The following is a 20,499-nucleotide window of genomic DNA, read 5'->3' as shown; positions in this document are numbered from 1 at the left end:
CTCGGCGACCATAAAAAGCGGGGTCGTGAAATGGCCTTGCGCCATAGCCAGTGTTGGCGTTTCGTGACGCACAGACACAGGCAACCAATTGTTAACAGCGTGGGGACACATGCAGACACTCAAGGTCGAGCTTGGCGAACGCAGCTACCCGATTCACATCGGCGAAGGCTTGCTGGATCAGCCCGAGTTGCTCAAGCCATACATAGCCGGGAAACAAGTGGCGATCGTTTCAAACGCCACGGTCGCTCCGCTGTACATGGAGCGCCTTACTCAATCCCTCGCCGGTTACAACGTCTTGCCGATTGTGCTTCCCGACGGCGAAGCCTTCAAAAACTGGGAAACCCTGCAAACCATTTTCGACGCGCTGCTGACTGCACGCCATGATCGTCGCACCACCGTGATTGCGTTGGGCGGTGGCGTGATTGGGGACATGGCCGGCTTCGCGGCTGCCTGTTATCAACGTGGTGTGGAGTTTATTCAGGTACCGACCACGCTGTTGTCTCAGGTAGATTCATCGGTCGGTGGTAAAACCGGCATTAATCACCCGCTCGGCAAAAACATGGTCGGCGCGTTCTACCAGCCAAATGCAGTCTTGATCGACACAGCTTCGCTGAACAGCTTGCCCGAACGGGAACTGTCGGCCGGTCTCGCCGAGGTCATCAAATACGGTCTCATCTGTGACGAACCCTTCCTGACATGGCTCGAAGAGAACGTGGACAAGCTTCGCGCGCTGGATCAGGTCGCGCTGACCACAGCCATCGAGCGTTCTTGCGCGGCCAAGGCTGGGGTGGTGGGTGCCGATGAGCGGGAATCCGGTGTGCGTGCCACACTCAACCTGGGCCACACGTTCGGCCATGCCATCGAAACGCACATGGGATATGGCGTATGGCTGCACGGCGAGGCGGTGGCGGCAGGTACGGTAATGGCCCTTGAAATGTCCGCACGTCTGGGGTGGATCACCGAGCAAGAGCGCGACCGTGGCATCCGTATTTTTCAGCGTGCCGGTTTGCCGGTCGTTCCGCCTGAAGACATGACGCCCGAGCATTTCCTCGAGCACATGGCGGTGGACAAAAAGGTCATAGACGGTCGTCTGCGCCTGGTGCTGTTGCGTCGCATCGGCGAGGCAGTAGTGACCGACGAATATCCACAAGAAGTACTACAGGCCACACTGGTCGCGGATTACCGCGCCTTGGTGGATCAGCTTAGAGGTTAATGAGAAATCCATGACTAGTTTGCACGCCGATGAGGCCTTCCTCGGTCATTACCAGTTGAGTCATGACCCCTTTGCAACGCGGGTCCCCGGCTTCAAATTCTTCCCTGCACAGCGCAAGCCCGTGCTGGGTCAGCTGCATCATCTCGCACGCTACAGCCAGTTGCTGTTGGTGGTCACGGGCCCCCAGGGCAGCGGCAAGACGTTGCTGCGTCAGGCGCTGGTGGCGAGCACCAACAAGCAGTCGGTGCAAAGCGTCGTGGTCTCGGCACGCGGTGCAGGCGATGCGACAGGCGTGTTGCGCCAGGTTGCGCAGGCGCTGAACGTCGCACAGGCGGAAATGCGCCCGATCCTGTCACAAGTCGTGCAGCTGGCGCTGACAGGCCAGGAGGTCTACATCCTGGTGGACGATGCCGAACAACTGGGCGAATCCGCACTCGAAGCGTTGTTGGGATTGGCGGCAGGCACCCCGGAAGGGCGCCCGCATGTCTTCCTGTTCGGCGAGGCTTCGATCATTGATCGCCTGGATCAATTGTGCGCCGAGAGCGGTACGGAGGAAGAACGCTTCCACGTTATCGAGCTCGCGCCGTATACCGAAGAAGAAACCCGTGAGTATCTGGCTCAGCGTCTCGACGGCGCCGGGCAGGGCGTTGGATTGTTCAGCGCCGAGCAGATCAGCGATATCCATGAGCAGTCCGGTGGATGGCCAGGTGCGATTAATCAGGTCGCGCGTGATTCGATGATCGAAGCCATGATTGCCAGCCGCTCTGCGGTCAAGCGTCCAAGTATGGGGTTCAAGATGCCTAAGAAACACGTGTTGGCTTTGGGTGGGGTTGTTGTCGCGGCGGTCCTCGCTGCGTGGTTGATTCCAGGTCGCAGCAACGCACCCGCTACGGCGCCAGCCAACTCTCAGGCTCAACTGCCTCTGGGTCAGGGCCAGGCGCCGGCTCAACAATCGAACAACGGTGGCCCGGCGATCGAGTTCGCCGGCAATTCGCAGCCAATGCCGTTGCCGATGAACGGGAGCTCGCAACCGGTGACACGCACACCTCTGGCTGAAGCGGCGGGCTCGGGTGAAGGAGACGGTGAAGACGGCGGTGCCGCCGCCAATCAATCGCTGCAGCCGCCGACGGTAACCACCACTGCGCCACCTGCGGGTGCATCGGCAGGGCCTGCTCCAAGCATGGCGCAGCAGCCGGTTCCAGCGCCACGCCCGGCGCCCGCCGCCAAGCCTACACCTGCTCCGGCGCCCGCTCCTGCCGCCAAGCCTGCGCCTGCGCCGACTCAGGTGGCGACTGCCAAGCCTGCTCCGGCCCCGGCAGCCAAGCCTGCTGCTCCGGCAGCTGCAGCGTCTGGCGCAGCGGGCAGTGGCTGGTATTCAGGTCAGGCCCCGACCCATTACGTGGTGCAGATCCTCGGCACCAGCTCTGAAACCACCGCCCAAAGTTACGTAAAAGAGCAGGGCGCCGAGTACCGTTATTTCAAGAAAACCCTGCAGGGCAAGCCTCTGTATGTGGTGACCTACGGCAGTTTCGCTGATCGCAATGCAGCGCTTACCGCTATCAAGGCCTTGCCAGAGAAGGTTCAGGCTGGTAAACCTTGGCCTCGTACCGTCGGCAGCATCCAACAGGAACTCGCTGCCGCACGCTGATGACGCAGGGACCTTATCCGGGTCCCTCGCTTGGCTCCCCCGATTATCACGCATGAGCGTGCTGCCAATGAGCAGCGCGCCTTGCGCTGTCTGCGTCTCAGACACACATTGATCTTCGGGCTCTCATTGGTCAGACTCGCAAAATAGCTCTGGCTAGCACGAGAATCGATATAAAACCTTTCATGAATGCGACATAAATTTGCGACAGTTCGTCGCCAAATTTGTGAGGACTTGTGTCGCTGTGTACAATGACCTCCCTTTTGCTCCCGCAAAGCCGGCGTACGTTCGGCGTGGATGGTAAATGGTTGAATTGAAAAGAAATTTGTCTCGTTAAGAGGCAGCCTGGTGAGAATGTGTCTATGAAAGCAGGTCTGTACCATCCGGAAGAATTCAAGGATAACTGTGGTTTCGGCCTGATCGCCCATATGCAAGGCGAGCCCAGTCATCACCTGTTGCAGACGGCTATCGAAGCCCTGACCTGCATGACCCACCGTGGTGGTATCAATGCCGACGGCAAGACCGGCGACGGTTGCGGTCTATTGATGCAAAAGCCCGACGCTTTCCTGCGTGCGGTGGCTACCGAGCACTTTGGTGTCGATCTGCCGCGCCAGTATTGCGCAGGCATGGTGTTCCTCAATCAGGACGACGCCAGGGCCGAAGCGGCCCGCGAGAACATGAACCGTGAAATCCTGGCGGCCGGGCTGACGTTGATCGGCTGGCGTCAGGTGCCGATCGACACCAGCGTGCTGGGCCGGCTGGCGCTTGAGCGTCTGCCGAAGATCGAACAGGTGTTCATCGGCGGTGAAGGACTCAGCGATCAGGAGTTCGCGATCAAGCTGTTCTGCGCACGTCGTCGCTCTTCGGTGGCCAATGCCGCCGACACCGACCATTACATCTGCAGCTTTTCGCACAAGACCATCATCTATAAAGGCCTGATGATGCCGCGTGATCTCACGGCATTTTTCCCGGACCTCAACGACGAACGCCTGCAAACCGCGATCTGCGTGTTTCACCAGCGTTTCTCGACCAATACCCTGCCGAAGTGGCCGCTGGCTCAGCCATTCCGCTTCCTCGCCCACAACGGCGAAATCAATACGATCACCGGTAACCGCAACTGGGCACAGGCCCGTCGCACCAAGTTCAGCAACGACTTGATGGACCTCGACGAACTGGGCCCGTTGGTCAACCGCGTGGGTTCCGACTCTTCGAGTATGGACAACATGCTGGAGCTGATGGTCACCGGCGGAATCGACCTGTTCCGTGGCGTGCGCATGCTCGTGCCGCCTGCGTGGCAGAACGTCGAGACCATGGACCCGGACCTGCGCGCATTTTACGAATTCAACTCCATGCACATGGAGCCGTGGGACGGCCCGGCGGGCATCGTCATGACCGAAGGCCGTCATGCGGTCTGTCTGCTCGACCGCAACGGCCTGCGCCCTGCACGCTGGGTCACGACCAAGAATGGCTATATCACTCTGGCGTCGGAAATCGGCGTCTGGAACTACAAGCCCGAGGACGTGATTGCCAAAGGCCGGGTCGGGCCGGGTCAGATCTTTGCCGTGGACACCGAAACCGGTCAGATCCTCGACACCGATGCCATCGACAGCCGTCTGAAGTCGCGCCATCCCTACAAGCAGTGGCTGCGAAAAAATGCGCTGCGCATTCAGGCGACGCTGGAAGACCACGACCACGGCTCGGCGTTTTACAACCCGGATCAGCTCAAGCAGTACATGAAAATGTTCCAGGTCACGTTCGAAGAGCGTGATCAGATCCTGCGCCCGCTGGGTGAGCAAGGTCAGGAAGCGGTCGGATCCATGGGCGATGACACGCCAATGGCGGTGCTGTCGCGTCGTGTTCGGACCCCCTACGACTATTTCCGTCAGCAGTTCGCGCAGGTCACCAACCCGCCGATCGACCCGCTGCGCGAAGCCATCGTCATGTCGCTGGAAGTCTGCCTCGGTGCCGAGCGCAATATTTTCCAGGAGTCGCCGGAGCACGCTTCTCGCGTGATTCTCAGCTCGCCGGTTGTTTCTCCGGCCAAGTGGCGCTCGCTGATGACCCTTGATCGTCCGGGCTTTGATCGTCAGATCATCGACCTGAACTACGACGAGGCCATGGGCCTGGAAGCGGCCGTGCGCAACGTCGCGGATCAGGCTGAAGAAGCCGTGCGTTCGGGCAAGACCCAGATTGTCTTGAGCGACCGCCATATCGCGCCGGGCAAGTTGCCGATCCACGCATCGCTTGCCACCGGCGCGGTTCACCACCGCCTGACCGAAAAAGGCCTGCGCTGCGACAGCAACATCCTGGTCGAGACCGCTACAGCACGCGACCCGCACCATTTCGCCGTATTGATCGGCTTCGGTGCGTCGGCGGTGTATCCGTTCCTGGCCTACGAAGTGCTGGGTGACCTGATCCGCACCGGTGAAGTGCTGGGCGATCTATACGAGGTCTTCAAGAACTACCGCAAAGGCATCACCAAGGGCCTGCTGAAAATTCTCTCGAAAATGGGGATTTCCACCGTGGCGTCGTACCGTGGCGCGCAACTGTTCGAGGCCATCGGGCTGTCCGAAGAAGTCTGCGAGCTGAGCTTCCGGGGTGTGCCAAGCCGCATCAAGGGTGCTCGTTTCGTCGACATCGAAGCTGAGCAAAAAGCGCTGGCCTTCGAAGCCTGGAGCGCGCGCAAGCCGATCCAGCAGGGCGGCCTGCTGAAGTTTGTCTATGGCGGCGAGTACCACGCCTACAACCCTGACGTGGTGGCGATGCTGCAAGCCGCCGTACAGCAGGGCGATTACAGCAAGTTCAAGGAATACACAGCGCTGGTGGACAACCGTCCCGTGTCGATGATCCGCGACCTGCTCAAGGTCAAGGAGCTTGATACACCGCTGGGCATTGATGAGATCGAGCCCCTCGAAGGCATTCTCAAGCGTTTTGACTCGGCGGGTATTTCGCTGGGCGCACTGTCGCCTGAAGCTCACGAGGCGCTGGCAGAAGCGATGAACCGTCTGGGTGCGCGCTCCAACTCTGGCGAGGGCGGCGAAGATCCGGCGCGCTACGGGACCATCCGCAGCTCCAAGATCAAACAGATCGCGACGGGTCGTTTTGGCGTGACGCCTGAATACCTGGTCAATGCCGACGTGCTGCAGATCAAGGTTGCGCAAGGCGCCAAGCCGGGCGAGGGTGGGCAGTTGCCAGGCGGCAAGGTCAATGGCTTGATCGCCAAGCTGCGCTATGCGGTACCGGGCGTGACGCTGATTTCGCCACCGCCGCATCACGACATCTACTCGATCGAAGACCTGTCGCAGCTGATTTTCGACCTCAAGCAGGTCAATCCGGCGGCGCTGGTATCGGTCAAGCTGGTCGCCGAGGCGGGTGTGGGCACGATTGCGGCAGGTGTGGCCAAGGCCTACGCCGACCTGATCACTATTTCCGGCTACGACGGCGGCACCGGTGCATCTCCGCTGTCGTCGATCAAATACGCAGGTTCGCCGTGGGAAATCGGTTTGGCCGAGACCCACCAGACCCTGCGCGGCAACGACCTGCGCGGCAAAGTCCGTGTGCAAACCGACGGCGGTCTGAAAACCGGTCTAGACGTGATCAAGGCCGCCATTCTCGGCGCTGAAAGCTTCGGCTTCGGCACCGCGCCAATGATCGCGCTGGGCTGCAAATACCTGCGCATCTGCCACCTGAACAACTGCGCCACCGGCGTGGCCACGCAGAACGACAAGCTGCGCAAGGATCACTACATCGGCACGGTCGACATGGTGATCAACTTCTTCACCTACGTGGCCGAAGAAACCCGTGAGTGGCTCGCCAAGCTGGGTGTGCGTTCGCTGGAAGAGCTGATCGGGCGTACAGACCTGCTGGAAATCCTGCCGGGCGAAACCGCCAAGCAGCAGCATCTGGACCTGACGCCGCTGCTGGGCAGCGATCACATCCCGGCCGACAAGCCGCAGTTCAGTCAGGTTGATCGCAACCCGCCGTTCGACAAAGGTCTGCTGGCCGAGAAAATGGTCGAGCTGGCGATCTCGGCCATTCAGGGCAAGAGCGGTGGCGACTACGAACTGGATATCTGCAACTGCGACCGCTCCATCGGCGCGCGGATTTCTGGCGAGATTGCCAAGCTGCACGGCAATCAGGGCATGAATGATGCGCCGGTGACGTTCCGCTTCAAGGGCACCGCCGGGCAGAGCTTCGGCGTGTGGAATGCCGGCGGCCTGAACATGTATCTGGAAGGCGACGCCAACGACTACGTCGGCAAAGGCATGACCGCGGGCAAGTTGGTGATCGTGCCGCCAAAAGGCAGCCCGTTCAAAACCCAGGACAGCGCGATCATCGGCAACACGTGCCTGTACGGCGCAACCGGCGGCAAGTTGTTCGCGGCGGGCACGGCGGGCGAGCGTTTCGCGGTGCGTAACTCCGGCGCTCACACGGTTGTCGAGGGCACTGGCGACCATTGCTGCGAGTACATGACCGGCGGTTTCGTCTGCGTCCTCGGCAAGACCGGCTACAACTTCGGCTCTGGCATGACCGGTGGCTTCGCTTACGTGCTCGATCAGGACAACACGTTCGTTGACCGGGTCAACCACGAGCTGGTCGAAATCCAGCGCATCAGCGGTGAAGCGATGGAGGCCTATCGCAGCCATCTGGAGCGCGTGCTGGCTGAATACGTCACGGAAACCGATAGCGAGTGGGGCCGCAATCTCTGGGAAAACCTGGATGACTATCTGCGCCGCTTCTGGTTGGTGAAGCCGAAAGCTGCGAGCTTGAAGTCACTGTTGTCCAGCACCCGCGCGAATCCGCAATAAAGCAGCCGCAAGCTGCAAGTTTGGAGCGTCAAACTTGTAGCTCGTGTACCGAATGAATTTGATTTTCTTGCAGCTTGAAGCGTGTCGCTTGAAGCTGCCGCGAAGAGGCTCCAAATGGCTGAACGTCTCAGTAACGACTTCCAGTTCATCGAAGTCGGGCGTAAAGACCCGAAAAAGAAACTGCTGCGGCAACGCAAGAAAGAGTTCGTGGAGATCTACGAACCCTTCAAACCTCAGCAGTCGGCCGATCAGGCCCACCGTTGCCTGGGTTGCGGCAACCCTTATTGTGAATGGAAATGCCCTGTGCATAACTTCATTCCCAACTGGCTCAAGCTCGTCTCGGAAGGCAACATCCTGGCGGCGGCCGAGCTGTCGCACCAGACCAACACGCTGCCGGAAGTCTGCGGCCGTGTCTGTCCGCAGGACCGTCTGTGCGAAGGTGCGTGCACCCTTAACGACGGCTTCGGTGCTGTCACCATCGGGTCGGTCGAGAAATACATCACCGACACCGCATTTGCCATGGGCTGGCGCCCGGACATGTCCCGCGTCGTACCGACCGGCAAGCGCGTGGCGATCATTGGTGCAGGCCCTGCGGGGCTGGGCTGCGCCGACATTCTGGTACGCGGTGGCGTGGCACCGGTGGTCTTCGACAAGAACCCGGAAATCGGCGGGCTGCTGACGTTCGGCATTCCCGAGTTCAAGCTTGAGAAGAGCGTATTGAGCAACCGCCGCGAAGTCTTCACCGGGATGGGTATCGAGTTCCGCCTCAATACCGAGATCGGCAAAGACATCACCGTCGAGCAGTTGCTGGAGGAGTACGACGCGGTGTTCATGGGCATGGGCACTTACACGTACATGAAAGGCGGCTTCCCTGGCGAAGACCTGCCGGGGGTGCACGACGCGCTGGATTTCCTCATCGCCAACGTCAACCGTAACCTGGGTTTTGAAAAGTCGCCGGAAGATTTCGTCGACATGAAGGGCAAGAAAGTCGTTGTACTCGGCGGTGGTGACACAGCAATGGACTGCAACCGCACCTCGATCCGTCAAGGCGCCAAGTCGGTAACCTGCGCTTACCGCCGCGATGAGGAGAACATGCCAGGTTCGCGCAAGGAAGTGAAAAACGCCAAGGAGGAAGGCGTGAAGTTTCTTTATAACCGTCAGCCTATCGCGATTGTCGGCGAAGACCGGGTCGAGGGTGTGAAGGTGGTTGAAACGCGTCTTGGCGAGCCTGACGCACGAGGCCGTCGCAGCCCCGAGCCGATCCCCGGCTCCGAAGAGATTATCCCGGCCGATGCCGTGGTCATCGCGTTCGGGTTCCGCCCGAGCCCGGCGACCTGGTTCGATCCGCAGGGTATCCAGGTCGACAGCCAGGGCCGCGTGGTAGCGCCGGAACAGGGCCAGTTCAAGCACCAGACCAGTAACCCGAAGATTTTCGCGGGCGGCGACATGGTGCGTGGATCTGACCTGGTGGTGACGGCAATCTACGAAGGCCGTAACGCCGCGGAAGGGATTCTGGATTACTTGGGCGTCTGACGACGCTGCCGTCTGTAGGAGCCGGCTTGCTGGCGAAGAAGGCCGACGCGGTTCGCCAGATGCACTGCGTCAGTTGGGTTCGCCAGCAAGCCGGCTCCTACAAAACCAACGCCGCGCATTGATGCGACAAATCGCCCCGATAAATAAAAGGCACGGCACCGACCGTGCCTTTTGCGTTGGTGTCTGAGAAAATGCCCGCACTTTTTTCCGGATACCAACATGACTGCCCTGAAGAACGACCGTTTCCTTCGCGCCCTGCTCAAGCAGCCTGTTGACGTCACTCCCGTGTGGATGATGCGCCAGGCCGGCCGCTATCTCCCCGAGTACCGCGCCAGCCGCGCCAAGGCCGGGGACTTCATGAGCCTGTGCATGAATCCGGCGTTCGCTTGTGAGGTAACCCTGCAGCCACTTGAGCGTTATCCCCTCGACGCTGCCATTTTGTTTTCAGACATTTTGACCGTGCCCGACGCCATGGGCCTGGGGCTGTATTTTGAAACCGGCGAGGGCCCGCGCTTCCGAAAAACCGTCACTACCCTGGCTGACATCGAGGCCTTGCCAATTCCTGACCCTCAGAAAGACCTGGGGTACGTCATGGACGCGGTCAGCACCATTCGCCGCGAGCTCAATGGCCGAGTGCCGCTGATTGGCTTCGCCGGCAGCCCGTGGACCCTGGCGACGTACATGGTCGAAGGCGGCTCGTCCAAAGACTTCCGCAAATCCAAAGCCATGCTCTACGACAATCCGCAGGCGATGCACTTGCTGCTCGATAAACTCGCGCAATCGGTGACGGCTTACCTCAATGGCCAGATCCTGGCAGGGGCGCAGGCGGTGCAGATCTTCGACAGTTGGGGCGGAAGCCTTTCGGCCGCGGCGTATCAGGAGTTTTCACTGGCCTATATGCGCAAAATCGTTAACGGCCTGATCCGCGAGCATGATGGCCGTAAAGTGCCGGTTATCCTGTTCACCAAAGGTGGCGGCATGTGGCTTGAAAGCATCGCCGACGCCGGCGCCGATGCTCTGGGTCTGGACTGGACCTGCGACATCGGCGAAGCCCGCCGCCGCGTTGGCAGCAAAGTCGCGTTGCAGGGCAATATGGACCCGACCGTGCTTTACGCCAACCCTCAGGCCATCCGCCAGGAAGTCTCCAACATCCTCGCCAGCTACGGCAGCGGCACTGGCCATGTCTTCAACCTCGGCCACGGCATCACACCGGAAGTTGATCCGGCCAATGCTGGCGCTTTCATTGAGGCCGTTCACGAAATGTCGGCGAAGTATCACCAGTAAGCGGTTCCCCAACATGAAAGCGCCCGGCACATGCCGGGCGTTTTTGTATAGGGTTCAGGCTGCGGTGATCGTCGGAGCAACATACAGCGGCGTGATGGGCGGCTGCTCGCGGTGCTCGGCTTGCCAAAGGTCGTGGCTCATTTGTACCGCTAGCCAAAAGCGAGCGGTGCTTAGACCTGCGCGTTCCAGTCGTACCGCTAAATCTGGACTGATCGGCGCACGGCAGTTAATGACCCGCGACAACATCTCGCGAGAAAAATGAAGCCGCCGTGCCATTTCGGCAATCTTGATGTTCATCTCCGGTAGCATTTCCTGGATCATTTCGCCAGGGTGGGGAGGGTTGTGCATTCTCATGCAGGAACTCCTGTCAGTGGTAATCGAGATAGTCGACGAGCTCAACATCCTTCTCGATGAATCTAAAAATAATTCGCCAGTTCCCGCTCACTGATACTGACCAAAACTGCGTCAAGTTGCCTTTCAGTGGATGCAGTTTCAATGTGGATTAAGCCAGTTCATTAGGTCCCTCAGCGATTTCTAGCGCTCCCAAAATAAATCGCAGGCGGTTCGCATGAGCCGCGCGAATCCCTCGCGTCGTTCCGGTGTGGAAAAAAGCCCTGAGGCCTTTATGTTTGAAGGTTCTGATCATCGCAGCTAAGCGTGAATTAACTGTCCACGCTTAGCTGTCAGGCGATATGGATGGGAAGGATGTGAAACGATGCCGCGATTTGTATGAAAACGCACGCCTTCATCAGACCTGCACATTCACCGCCAACGGCTTCACTTTCGCCAGTTTCAGCGCGACACCGAGCGCGATCAGCAGCAGCAGGCCAATAAAGGCGCCGATACCGTTCCAGCCCGCGTAGTGCCAGAACACGCCGCCGCCTGTCCCGGCAACGCTGGAGCCGACGTAGTAGCTGAACAGGTACAGCGACGAGGCCTGGCCTTTGGCCTTGATGGCGCGGCGGCCGATCCAGCTGCTCGCAACAGAGTGTGCGCCGAAGAAGCCGAAGGTGAACATCAGCACCCCAATGACCACGACCGCCAGGGGCGTGAACAGCGTCAGCACCACGCCGACAAGCATCAGCACAATCACCGCCCACAGTACGTTGCGCCGGCCCAGTTGGTCAGCCAGCGCACCGATCTTTGCCGAGCTGTAAATGCCCGACAGGTACACGACCGAAAACAGGCCAACCACGGCCTGACTCAGGTTGTACGGGTCGGCCAGCAGGCGGTAACCGATGTAGTTAAACAGCGTCACAAACGCGCCCATCAGCAGGAAGCCTTCCAGGAACAGCCACGGCAGGCCGGCGTCACGAAATTGCAGAACGAAACCTTCCAGCAGGCTACGGCCATTGAGCGGGCGGGCGCGGAAGTTGCGCGAAGGCGGCAGGATTTTCCAGAACACACAGGCCGCGCCCAGCGCGATCACGCCCATGATCAACAGCGCCGTATGCCAGCTGACGTAGTCACTCAACACCCCGGTAATCACCCGGCCGCTCATTCCGCCAATCGCGTTGCCCCCGATGTAAAGCCCCATGGCCAAACCGATGTGCTGCGGGTGAATCTCCTCACTGAGGTACGTCATGGCCACGGCAGCGAGCCCGCTTAATGACAGACCTACGAACGCACGCGTAATCAGTACGCCTTCCCACGTCGGCATCAGCGCGCTGGCGATGGTGAAAAGGGCGGCGGAAAACAAGGAAAAAACCATGACCGACTTGCGGCCGAGGCGATCAGAAACGGGGCCGGTGATCAATAGCCCGATGGCCAGCATTGCGGTAGACACTGACAGTATGAGGCTGCTCTGGGCTGCATTGATGGAGAAGTCCCGCGAGAGCACGGGCATCATCGGTTGCACACAGTAGAGCAGGGCGAACGTCGCGAAACCGCCCGAGAAAAGGGCCAAAACGGTACGAAGGAAAGCGGGGGTGTCTTTTTCGATATACATATCACCCAGCGGGATAGCCGCTTCGACGGTATCGGCAGGCGTGGTGGCGGATGCAGCAGTATTCACGGGTGACCTCAGACAGGGAGCGGACGCAATGGCAAAAGAATATAGTCGGCCAACGATTGCTTCCAATATATTGTTCGACCTGTTTGATAGGTTTGACGACTCAATGAGGTGAGTGTGGAATTACGCCATCTGCGTTACTTCATCGCAGTTGCTGAAGAGCTGCATTTTGGTCGGGCTGCTCACGCGCTGGGCATTTCACAGCCACCGTTGAGCCAGCAGATTCAAGCGTTGGAGCAGGAGCTGGGCGCGCGTTTATTCGAGCGGACCAATCGTCGGGTCGAGCTCAGCGAAGCGGGCCGGCTTTTCCTCGACGAAGCGCGGCTGGTGCTGGCGCAGGTTGGAAAAGCGTCGGACGTGGCTCGCCGTGCACAATTGGGCGAGCTGGGCGAACTGAAAATCGGTTTCACAGCGTCCGCGCCGTTCACGTCGAGCATCCCGCAGGCGATCTTCGCGTTTCGGCAGCGCTATCCTGCTGTCCACCTGGCGCTTCAGGAAATGAGCAGCCGCGAAGTTGCCGAGCGGCTTGAAAACGAGTCGATGCAGGTCGGCATCATGCGGCCCCTGCCGTTACCGGACTCACTGGTGGCCGTGGAGTTGCTGCGCGAACCGTTGGTGGCCATCCTGCGCTCGGATCATCCGCTTGCCGAAGGTTCGGAGCGTGGTATTCATTTGCGCGAACTGGCCAGTGAACCGTTTGTGTTCTTCCCGCGCAGCTACGGCAGCGGGCTCTATGCGCAGTTGCTCGATCTGGCACGCGAAGCGGGCTTCAGCCCGTTGTTCACCCAGGAAGCGGGCGAGGCAATGACCATTATCGGGCTGGTGGCCGCAGGGCTGGGAGTCACGGTGCTGCCGGCGTCTTATCAACGCATGCGTATCGATGGGGTGGTTTACCGCACGCTGCTGGATGCTCAGGCCACCTCGGCGGTCTGGCTGGTCCAGCGCAAGGATCAGAAGTCGCCGATGGCCAAGGCATTTGTCGAACTGGTGACGCGAAAGGCGGGTGACTGACCACTGAAAACAACGCTATCCATGGATGCTTGCCTGGCCCAGGTTCAGTCTGCCGGGCCAGGTTTTTCGGGGGGCGTCCAAGGGGCAGGCATGCTGCCGAGACGACAGGTTACTTTCGCGCCTTGCCTTCAAGCGGACTGACCACGTATTTCAGCTCGTCACTTTCCATGCTGATCCGGAAGAAGCCCTCCGACGCGTAGTCGACGAACCAGCGATCATCCAGGCTGCGCCCGTAGGGTCGCAACTGCACACCGGGATAGTCAAAACGCACTTCTTCCAGGGATGTCAGGGCAAATAACACCGCGGCGAAGAGCTCCCGTGCTTCGTGATTCGCGGGGAGCGAGGGGTCAGCCTTCCAGCGCTCCTCGCGCAGTTGCTGGCGTGCAACCAGCACGCCCTGAGGGTCCGTTAAAGTAAAACGCAGGCCCTTGCGTTCCTTCTGGATCTCCATCTTCCAGTCAAACCGTTCGCCAGCCTGGTCTCGCGTGACGTGAAGCTGCACGGGGAATTTGATATGTGGCGTCTGCGCCGGCAGCGGCGCATGGCTGACGCAGCCGCTCAGCACCAGGACGCAGACAAGGAGAAGGGTACGAATCATGGGAATTACCTTCTGGGTACCGCTAATGGTTGCAAGCGTTTAAGGTGGATATCGGCAGTTCACACCGCCGAAATCCTTGAGTGCGCACAGTTTCACCGAGTTAACCGTTGAAACAAAAGACTTGTTTACTAACCGATGTCCTATTGGAGAGTCGGCGACATCTGACATCGTTCTGCGAGGCGCCACCAGCCCAGGTGCGAACTTGATCATGACAGTCAGATTTCCAGAGAGGCTCGCCCTATTCATCGTGATTGCCTAGACTCGAGACCATTCATCGGGTCGCGGGCGATCCTTACGGCTAGACAGCAACGGGGAGTTATTGCATGCGGCGTGTGGTGTTCAATCAGAAAGGCGGCGTTGGCAAGTCCAGCATCGCCTGCAACCTGGCAGCGGTCAGTGCGCATGAAGGTTATCGAACGCTGTTGATCGATCTTGATGCCCAAGCGAATTCGACGCAGTACCTGACCGGTTTGACGGGTGACGAGATCCCCATGGGCATCGCCGACTTCTTCAAGCAAACCTTGTCCTCCGGCCCCGGCGCCAAAAAGAACCAGGTCGATATTTACGAAACACCGTTCGACAACCTTCACGTCGTGACCGCCACCGCCGAGTTGGCGGATCTTCAGCCCAAGCTCGAAGCCAAGCACAAGATCAACAAGCTGCGAAAGCTGCTGGACGAGCTGAGCGAGGATTACGACCGCATTTATCTGGACACGCCTCCCGCACTGAATTTCTACGCGGTCTCGGCGTTGATCGCAGCCGACCGTGTCCTGATCCCGTTTGATTGCGACAGTTTTTCACGACAGGCGCTGTACGGGTTGCTCAAGGAAATCGATGAGCTAAAGGAAGATCACAACGAACAGCTGGAGGTGGAAGGCATTATCGTTAACCAGTTTCAGGCACGCGCAAGTCTGCCTCAGCAGATCCTCGACGAACTGATTGCCGAGGGGCTGCCGGTGCTGCCGGTATACCTCGGCAGTTCGATCAAGATGCGTGAATCCCACCAGGCCAATATGCCGCTGATCCATCTAGAGCCGCGGCACAAGCTGACCCAGCAGTTTGTTGAGCTGCATCACTTGCTGGAGAAGGAAGCGGGCCATCGCTGATCACCCATGCAGGCGAGGCTGCAACGCGTCAGTCAGCTAAAGGGCATGGGCTGTCCTTGCGCGCTTTGGTCATCTGTTTGACTCGCTTGCGCGCCTTGTCGGCCATGTCTTTCGGGATGTCGATGGCAGCCTCCATGTCGGCCTGGAGCTGGTCCTGACTGGCGATCAGGCGGTGGGTGCCTTCCGCACATGCACACCGCACAGCATGACCGTCCGTTGCCACGGCCACGAGGTCATCAATGAAGGTTGGATTGCCTTGCCCAATAAAACCGACCTGAGCGCACCGCTCACACCACACCGGGTCTCCCATGCGCGCCAGGCGCCGGTCCTCCCACGTTTGCGAGCCGGAGGCACTCAGCACCATGCCGCCGGTCGTTGTTGAATCGCCCTCTCTGACCACATATGTCATCGCTAGCTACTCCAGGGTACCGATAGGAGTGGCCAAGCCTAGACGCAGATTTCGACGCCTATTGACCCAGGTGACGCTTTCAGAACATGCCTACAGCATTGGCTGACATGCACTTCAATCGCTGGCGAAACGGCCTCAAAGCCCTTGGCCATTCAGCCAGGCCAGCAACTGTTGCAGCGGCATTGCGCCACTTTGCCGGGCAACCTCTCGACCGTCCTTAAACAGGATCAGGCTCGGAATCGACCGAATTCCCAACTGAGCGGAAAGCTGTTGGTTAGCCTCACTGTCCAACTTGGCCAGCCGCACCCGCCCGCTTAGGTGAGCCGCCGCTTGTTCAAACGTAGGCGCAAAGGACTTGCATGGGCCGCACCATTCGGCCCAGACATCGACCAGCAGAGGGAGATCGCCTTTGATCTGGCTGGCGTAGGCGGCCTGATTCAGATTGAAGGGTTTGCTCAGCAACACAGGCTGCTTGCAACGACCGCATTTTGGCTGGTCAGCCAAACGCCCGGCGGGAATGCGATTGAGTCCATTGCAGTGTGGGCAGGGGATCAGCAAAGATTCGGACATTGTAAAAACCCTTGATAGGTAGGATGACTGCTACGTGGTGACGGTGGGCAAGGTTATCAAGCTGGCAGTTGGTTAAGACGACGGGCACTGATAAAACTAAACTGTGACCCGCTTCCAAGTCTGCGCTTGAACTTGGTTGCAAAGCGGCTGAAACCTCTGGCTTGCAAACGCAACAAACTCCCTGATTAGTCTCTGCCTGAACCTTTGGCCATAGGGCTCGAACGACGTTCTCCAAGCATGATCTATCCGAAAGTACTGCCCGATCGCCCAGCTGGTCGTCATCCCCGACCCTCGCTAGTGTCAGCGCGAGGGGTCGGTTGACGACCATGCGCAATGGCCCCTGCCATCATCATTGCCAGGGAGTCGTACATGATTAGCCAGATCCAGGCCGCTGTTGCAGCGATCGTCTCAACCAAAACGCCTGTCCTCGGCTCTGTCACCGATAGTGCAGCAAAAACGGTGGGTGAGGCCGCAAAGCCAAGTGCCGACAAGGCCTCTTTCTCGACACTCGCCGCCCAACTTAACGAGAGCGCCGCGCGGGCGGCAAAGCGGGATGCCGGAATGACCCACGCTGAACTGGGACGATACGGACGCACTCACATCAACGAGTTTTTGATCGAATCCCGTGAGGCCAATAGCGGTACACGTGCGATGGAAGTACCGAAGACAAATGACCCGGAATTGCTGGACCGGGCGCGCGAGGCCAGTGCGTTCGTGACCCGAACATTGGCCGGTGACAAAAACGCCAGGAGCCCGTTCGAGAACCTCTCCCGCGAGCAACTGAATTTGATCACCTTTGACGACAGTGGAGCCTTCACGCTCAACGAGCGGCGTGCAGCCTGGCAGGGCGTGCAGAAGATGGACGACCACTGGCGCTCAGTGGCAATCGGCGAGGGCGTGATGGAGCAAGCCCGGACAGAAAAGGCGTCCCGGTTTTATGACGCCACTCTGAATTACCTTAAATCGCTGCCGACCATCGAGAGGGCAGTGAGCTACCCCAAAGACGTCGAGTCGATGGTGCGGGCCAGGATGCAGTCTGACCCCACGCTGCCGAGTTTGCCGGGCGCGTTTGAGCGCGCGGCGACGAACCGCAAATTGACGCTCTACGACATCCTCGCGGGTATCTCGAACGCCAAAGACAAGAAAGCCGATTCGAACACTGTCGTTACTGCCGGGAAATTTACGCCCCGCACCTCGCCGGCGCCAACGACAGCGGCGCAGACCTTCGAAAAGACCTCGGCTTCTCCAATCGATACCCAGCCTTGCGGTGCGCCGAGCCCTTCGGTACGAACGTGACAGTTTCGGCGGAGTTGATGCTGAATATTCACATCGCTCTAAAGCGCCTATCCGATCGGGTAGTTGGCATTGAGCGTAATGCCTGATTAGCTTTTTTTAGATCTAATAAAAAGGAGGATCTAAAAATGAGCACTATAAAGAAAGCTAATGTATGGCTGGCACTTTGCGCGTTAGCGATGGGGGAGCTGGTTTACGCGGCACCCAAGGTAGTAGTGAACTTCAAAAATAATACTGCTGATGACGCCTTGTACGTGCGTGACAACAGCCGTAATGACGTAGCAACTTACCTTAACGCATCGCCCAAGCCCGGAAAGGTAGTCGCGGGTGGTTCATCCAGTTTTACAGTTAGCGCAAACGGGACTTCGCCAATCACCTATGCCACCGTTCGATATCAGGCAGGGGTCAAATCCTGCCAATTTACGACCAGCTATTTGATGAGCACTACCCTGGGCGGCGTTCGTATGCCCAAGTGGAACAGGAGTGCCATTGCCAGCGGCGGGGCGATATGTGACGTCAATGTGACTTCCGTTAATTATTCAAACCACGACTGGAACGTGAGTTTCGTCATGCGCTGATCGTATCTTGGGGCTCGCACGCCTGGCCGTGCGGCCTCATTGAGGTCAGCTTCAAGAAGGAGTTTTCATGCACATAACCGTGAGTTCGTCGTCCGGCAACTTTTCTGTACCTCTTGAAGTTCCAAAAACAAATGGGATCAAGCTGCCGAGCGTGAATGCCGAAACTGAACTCCCTGTTTTGAACGCTTCGGTGACGACAGTCGAAAGCCTGTCAGTTATGGCGCGGCAACTCAGCGCCAGCGCAGATAGAGCAAGTGAGCGAGAGCTAAGTATGTCTCGGGATGAGTTGGCAGCTTATGCGGTGAAGCAACAAAGCAAATTCCTGTTTGACGGATATAAGGTCGGTAAGGCGCGGCATGATGTAGAAATGCCACAGACCGATGATCCGGATATTTTGCAACGCGCCAGGCTTGCTACGGAGTACGTCAATAGCTCAAGTCGAGGCGATACAGACCTGAAAAGCCCGTTTCCAGGGCTTTCTCGGGATCAGTTGCTATTGATTGCTTATGACGACCGTGGTGGCTATACGATCAACGAGAGGCGAGCTGCGTGGTGCTCGAGTGCTCAAATGGAATACAAATGGGCCAGCGCCGCCGTCGCTCGAAGTCAACTTGAAAGCAGCGCCACCGGCAAGGTACCCGTATTCCTGCGGGAGGTTCTGGATTATTACAAAGCGTTGCCGATGATCGAAAAGGTCCAGAATCGGTATCCCCCCAATTACGAGGCCGAGATGGAAGCAAGAATTGCGGAAGAGGTGGCGCGCACGCCTGACAATCAAGACAAGTTGTTAATGGGAGAAATGAACCTGTTCGATATCCTGGCGGCGGCGCTCGTCCCGCAAGACAAGCGCCTCAATGCCGGGGATCGCTCCAACGAAAAGCCCACTCCATCGCAGACGCCGGCAGAGGTCAAGTCGAGTGCCTGAACCTGCGCCACGCCGTTGCTGCTGCGCACTCAAGACGAACAGCTGATCTCCAGATGCTTGCCCCAATCTGGCGGGCGCTGTGCGTAGCTTTCCATGCCGGGCTGCTCTTCGAACGGTTTGCACAATACCTGATGCAGGCGGCGGACTTCGCTGTAATCGCCTTGTTCAGCGGCCTCGATGGCGCGTTGGGCCAGATAGTTGCGCAGGATGTACAGCGGATTGACCGCATGCATGCGTGTGCGCCGGTCTTGCTGGCTGGACGCGGGTTCGCGCGCGATGCGAGCTTTGTAGGCGTCGGCCCAGGCGTCAAAACCGAGCATGTCGACAAAGTCATCACGCAACTTGCCCACGGCGACCTCGGCTGTTTCTTCCCCCAAATGGCGGAAAAACAACGTGTAGTCGACTCCGCTGTTCTGCATCAGTTGAAGCAGGCGGGCAATCAAGTCGGCATCGTCATCTTCGGCTGTGGTCAATCCCAACCGGCGGCGCATCAGGTCAAGGTAGTGCGCCTGATAGATTGGCAGGAAAAGCTCCAGCGCCTCACGCAACGCCTCGACACTGACGAACGGGGTGAGCGCCTGGGCCAGCGCGCTCAGGTTCCACTGCCCGATAGGCACCTGATTGCTGAAGGAGTAACGGCCTTCATGGTCGGAGTGGTTGCAGATGAAATGCTGGTCGAAGTCATCCAGAAACGCGAACGGCCCGAAGTCGAAGGTGATGCCCAGTATCGACATGTTGTCGGTGTTCATCACGCCGTGACAGAAACCATAAGCCTGCCACTTCGCAATCAGTTCGGCCTGACGCTCGACGATGGTGCGGAACATGGCCAGGTGGGGCTCGGGCTGCTCAAGGCATTCCGGATAGTGCATGGACAGCACGTGCTCAGCCAGTTGCTTCAATTGCTCGGGTTGCTTGGTGTAGAAGAAATACTCAAGGCTACCGAAGCGCACGTGGCTTTGCGCCAGGCGCAGCACCATCGCCGCGCGCTCTTCCGTTTCTCGCCACACCGGCGTACTGGAGCCGATCACACAGGCGGCGCGGCTGGTCGGAATGCGCAAGGCGTGCAGGGCTTCTGAGGCCAGAAACTCGCGTATCGAGGAGCGCAACACCGCCCGACCGTCGCCCATGCGGGAATAGGGTGTTTGCCCGGCACCTTTCAGATGCAGATCCCAGTGCTCGCCGGCGTCGTTATACACCTCGCCGAGCAACAGACCACGACCGTCACCCAGACGTGGATTGTATGAACCGAACTGATGCCCGGAATACACCATCGCGCGCGGTTCTGCTTCAGCCCACAGTTTGTGGCCACTGAAGAGTTCGGCAAACAGAGGCTGATCTGCCTCGGCGGGAGCCAGATCGAGCAAGCCGAGGGCCGCTTCGCTGGCGACCACCAGCCGCGGCTCGGCAATAGGCTCGGGCAGAACGGAGGTCGAAAACGCATCGCCCAGCCGGGCGAAACGATTATCGAAGGTCAGCTCATCAAGGGCTTTCATGGGATGCCTCCAGCAGAATGTC

At 59.0% G+C, this 20,499-nt stretch carries 16 protein-coding genes and 1 pseudogene; 10 read left to right on the top strand and 7 right to left on the bottom strand.

What is annotated here, in order from left to right; translation table 11 throughout:
• Positions 1 to 109: 109 nt before the first annotated feature.
• The 5 genes from aroB (at position 110) to hemE (ending at position 10,483) form a co-directional block, all read left to right on the top strand.
• Complete coding sequence (aroB, locus tag LT42_RS18270) at positions 110 to 1,213, top strand: 3-dehydroquinate synthase (RefSeq protein WP_037016015.1); 1,104 nt, start codon at positions 110 to 112, stop codon at positions 1,211 to 1,213.
• Between the two features lie 10 nt (positions 1,214 to 1,223).
• Positions 1,224 to 2,861 (top strand): AAA family ATPase, encoded by a 1,638-nt coding sequence (locus LT42_RS18265; protein ID WP_037016012.1) that lies wholly within the window; start codon positions 1,224 to 1,226, stop codon positions 2,859 to 2,861.
• 359 nt (positions 2,862 to 3,220) lie between these two features.
• Positions 3,221 to 7,666: a glutamate synthase large subunit gene (gltB, locus tag LT42_RS18260; protein WP_037016009.1), complete on the top strand. Its 4,446-nt coding sequence runs from the start codon at positions 3,221 to 3,223 to the stop codon at positions 7,664 to 7,666.
• Positions 7,667 to 7,780: 114 nt separating this feature from the next.
• On the top strand, positions 7,781 to 9,199 hold the full coding sequence (locus tag LT42_RS18255) for an FAD-dependent oxidoreductase (RefSeq protein ID WP_037016006.1): 1,419 nt from the start codon (positions 7,781 to 7,783) through the stop codon (positions 9,197 to 9,199).
• 219 nt (positions 9,200 to 9,418) lie between these two features.
• Positions 9,419 to 10,483 (top strand): uroporphyrinogen decarboxylase, encoded by a 1,065-nt coding sequence (hemE, locus tag LT42_RS18250; protein WP_037016003.1) that lies wholly within the window; start codon positions 9,419 to 9,421, stop codon positions 10,481 to 10,483.
• A gap of 54 nt (positions 10,484 to 10,537) precedes the next feature.
• Here hemE and LT42_RS18245 read toward each other — a convergent pair whose 3' ends face one another.
• From LT42_RS18245 to LT42_RS18240, 3 genes and pseudogenes are all read right to left on the bottom strand, one after another.
• Entirely contained in the window at positions 10,538 to 10,837 is a 300-nt protein-coding gene (locus tag LT42_RS18245) for a HigA family addiction module antitoxin (RefSeq protein ID WP_037016001.1), read from the bottom strand.
• 13 nt (positions 10,838 to 10,850) lie between these two features.
• A pseudogene (locus LT42_RS25380) lies at positions 10,851 to 11,129 on the bottom strand (type II toxin-antitoxin system RelE/ParE family toxin).
• A 102-nt stretch (positions 11,130 to 11,231) separates the two neighbouring features.
• Entirely contained in the window at positions 11,232 to 12,497 is a 1,266-nt protein-coding gene (locus LT42_RS18240) for an MFS transporter (protein WP_052075329.1), read from the bottom strand.
• Positions 12,498 to 12,611: 114 nt separating this feature from the next.
• Between LT42_RS18240 and LT42_RS18235 the strand changes: the two genes are divergently transcribed.
• Complete coding sequence (locus tag LT42_RS18235; protein ID WP_037015999.1) at positions 12,612 to 13,505, top strand: LysR family transcriptional regulator; 894 nt, start codon at positions 12,612 to 12,614, stop codon at positions 13,503 to 13,505.
• Between the two features lie 109 nt (positions 13,506 to 13,614).
• On the opposite strand, the gene LT42_RS18230 is transcribed toward LT42_RS18235, so the two are convergent.
• A complete protein-coding gene (locus LT42_RS18230) occupies positions 13,615 to 14,103 on the bottom strand; it encodes a hypothetical protein (RefSeq protein ID WP_037015996.1) in 489 nt (162 codons plus the stop codon).
• 323 nt (positions 14,104 to 14,426) lie between these two features.
• Here LT42_RS18230 and LT42_RS18225 point away from each other — a divergent pair, with 323 nt between their 5' ends.
• Positions 14,427 to 15,209: a ParA family protein gene (locus LT42_RS18225; RefSeq protein ID WP_037015994.1), complete on the top strand. Its 783-nt coding sequence runs from the start codon at positions 14,427 to 14,429 to the stop codon at positions 15,207 to 15,209.
• A 28-nt stretch (positions 15,210 to 15,237) separates the two neighbouring features.
• On the opposite strand, the gene LT42_RS18220 is transcribed toward LT42_RS18225, so the two are convergent.
• Positions 15,238 to 15,618, bottom strand: coding sequence for a PAAR domain-containing protein (locus LT42_RS18220; protein WP_037015991.1), 381 nt, complete (start codon positions 15,616 to 15,618; stop codon positions 15,238 to 15,240).
• A gap of 135 nt (positions 15,619 to 15,753) precedes the next feature.
• Positions 15,754 to 16,188: a thioredoxin TrxC gene (gene trxC / locus LT42_RS18215; protein ID WP_037015988.1), complete on the bottom strand. Its 435-nt coding sequence runs from the start codon at positions 16,186 to 16,188 to the stop codon at positions 15,754 to 15,756.
• A gap of 369 nt (positions 16,189 to 16,557) precedes the next feature.
• Here trxC and LT42_RS24925 point away from each other — a divergent pair, with 369 nt between their 5' ends.
• The 3 genes from LT42_RS24925 to LT42_RS24920 all read left to right on the top strand — a co-directional run bounded on the left by LT42_RS24925 (position 16,558) and on the right by LT42_RS24920 (position 18,984).
• Entirely contained in the window at positions 16,558 to 17,484 is a 927-nt protein-coding gene (locus LT42_RS24925; protein WP_152597694.1) for a hypothetical protein, read from the top strand.
• A 125-nt stretch (positions 17,485 to 17,609) separates the two neighbouring features.
• On the top strand, positions 17,610 to 18,059 hold the full coding sequence (locus LT42_RS18200; protein ID WP_037015982.1) for a hypothetical protein: 450 nt from the start codon (positions 17,610 to 17,612) through the stop codon (positions 18,057 to 18,059).
• A 67-nt stretch (positions 18,060 to 18,126) separates the two neighbouring features.
• Positions 18,127 to 18,984, top strand: coding sequence for a hypothetical protein (locus tag LT42_RS24920; protein WP_052075327.1), 858 nt, complete (start codon positions 18,127 to 18,129; stop codon positions 18,982 to 18,984).
• 29 nt (positions 18,985 to 19,013) lie between these two features.
• Here LT42_RS24920 and selO read toward each other — a convergent pair whose 3' ends face one another.
• Positions 19,014 to 20,477 carry a protein adenylyltransferase SelO gene (gene selO / locus LT42_RS18190; protein WP_037015979.1) on the bottom strand — a complete coding sequence of 488 codons (1,464 nt, stop codon included), beginning with the start codon at positions 20,475 to 20,477 and terminating at the stop codon, positions 19,014 to 19,016.
• Positions 20,478 to 20,499: the final 22 nt, after the last annotated feature.

Origin of the sequence: Pseudomonas lutea (genome assembly GCF_000759445.1) — a bacterium.
GTDB classification, from domain to species: Bacteria; Pseudomonadota; Gammaproteobacteria; order Pseudomonadales; family Pseudomonadaceae; genus Aquipseudomonas; species Aquipseudomonas lutea.
This window is presented reverse-complemented; position numbering and strand designations above follow the sequence as displayed.

Bases quoted from the DNA above. Each gene is read 5' to 3' on its own strand.
- aroB (WP_037016015.1), top strand. From the start codon at position 110: ATGCAGACACTCAAGGTCGAGCTTGGCGAACGCAGCTACCCGATTCAC.
- LT42_RS18265 (WP_037016012.1), top strand. From the start codon at position 1,224: ATGACTAGTTTGCACGCCGATGAGGCCTTCCTCGGTCATTACCAGTTG.
- gltB (WP_037016009.1), top strand. From the start codon at position 3,221: ATGAAAGCAGGTCTGTACCATCCGGAAGAATTCAAGGATAACTGTGGT.
- LT42_RS18255 (WP_037016006.1), top strand. From the start codon at position 7,781: ATGGCTGAACGTCTCAGTAACGACTTCCAGTTCATCGAAGTCGGGCGT.
- hemE (WP_037016003.1), top strand. From the start codon at position 9,419: ATGACTGCCCTGAAGAACGACCGTTTCCTTCGCGCCCTGCTCAAGCAG.
- LT42_RS18245 (WP_037016001.1), bottom strand. From the start codon at position 10,837: ATGAGAATGCACAACCCTCCCCACCCTGGCGAAATGATCCAGGAAATG.
- LT42_RS18230 (WP_037015996.1), bottom strand. From the start codon at position 14,103: ATGATTCGTACCCTTCTCCTTGTCTGCGTCCTGGTGCTGAGCGGCTGC.
- LT42_RS18225 (WP_037015994.1), top strand. From the start codon at position 14,427: ATGCGGCGTGTGGTGTTCAATCAGAAAGGCGGCGTTGGCAAGTCCAGC.
- LT42_RS18220 (WP_037015991.1), bottom strand. From the start codon at position 15,618: ATGACATATGTGGTCAGAGAGGGCGATTCAACAACGACCGGCGGCATG.
- trxC (WP_037015988.1), bottom strand. From the start codon at position 16,188: ATGTCCGAATCTTTGCTGATCCCCTGCCCACACTGCAATGGACTCAAT.
- LT42_RS24925 (WP_152597694.1), top strand. From the start codon at position 16,558: ATGATTAGCCAGATCCAGGCCGCTGTTGCAGCGATCGTCTCAACCAAA.
- LT42_RS18200 (WP_037015982.1), top strand. From the start codon at position 17,610: ATGAGCACTATAAAGAAAGCTAATGTATGGCTGGCACTTTGCGCGTTA.
- LT42_RS24920 (WP_052075327.1), top strand. From the start codon at position 18,127: ATGCACATAACCGTGAGTTCGTCGTCCGGCAACTTTTCTGTACCTCTT.
- selO (WP_037015979.1), bottom strand. From the start codon at position 20,477: ATGAAAGCCCTTGATGAGCTGACCTTCGATAATCGTTTCGCCCGGCTG.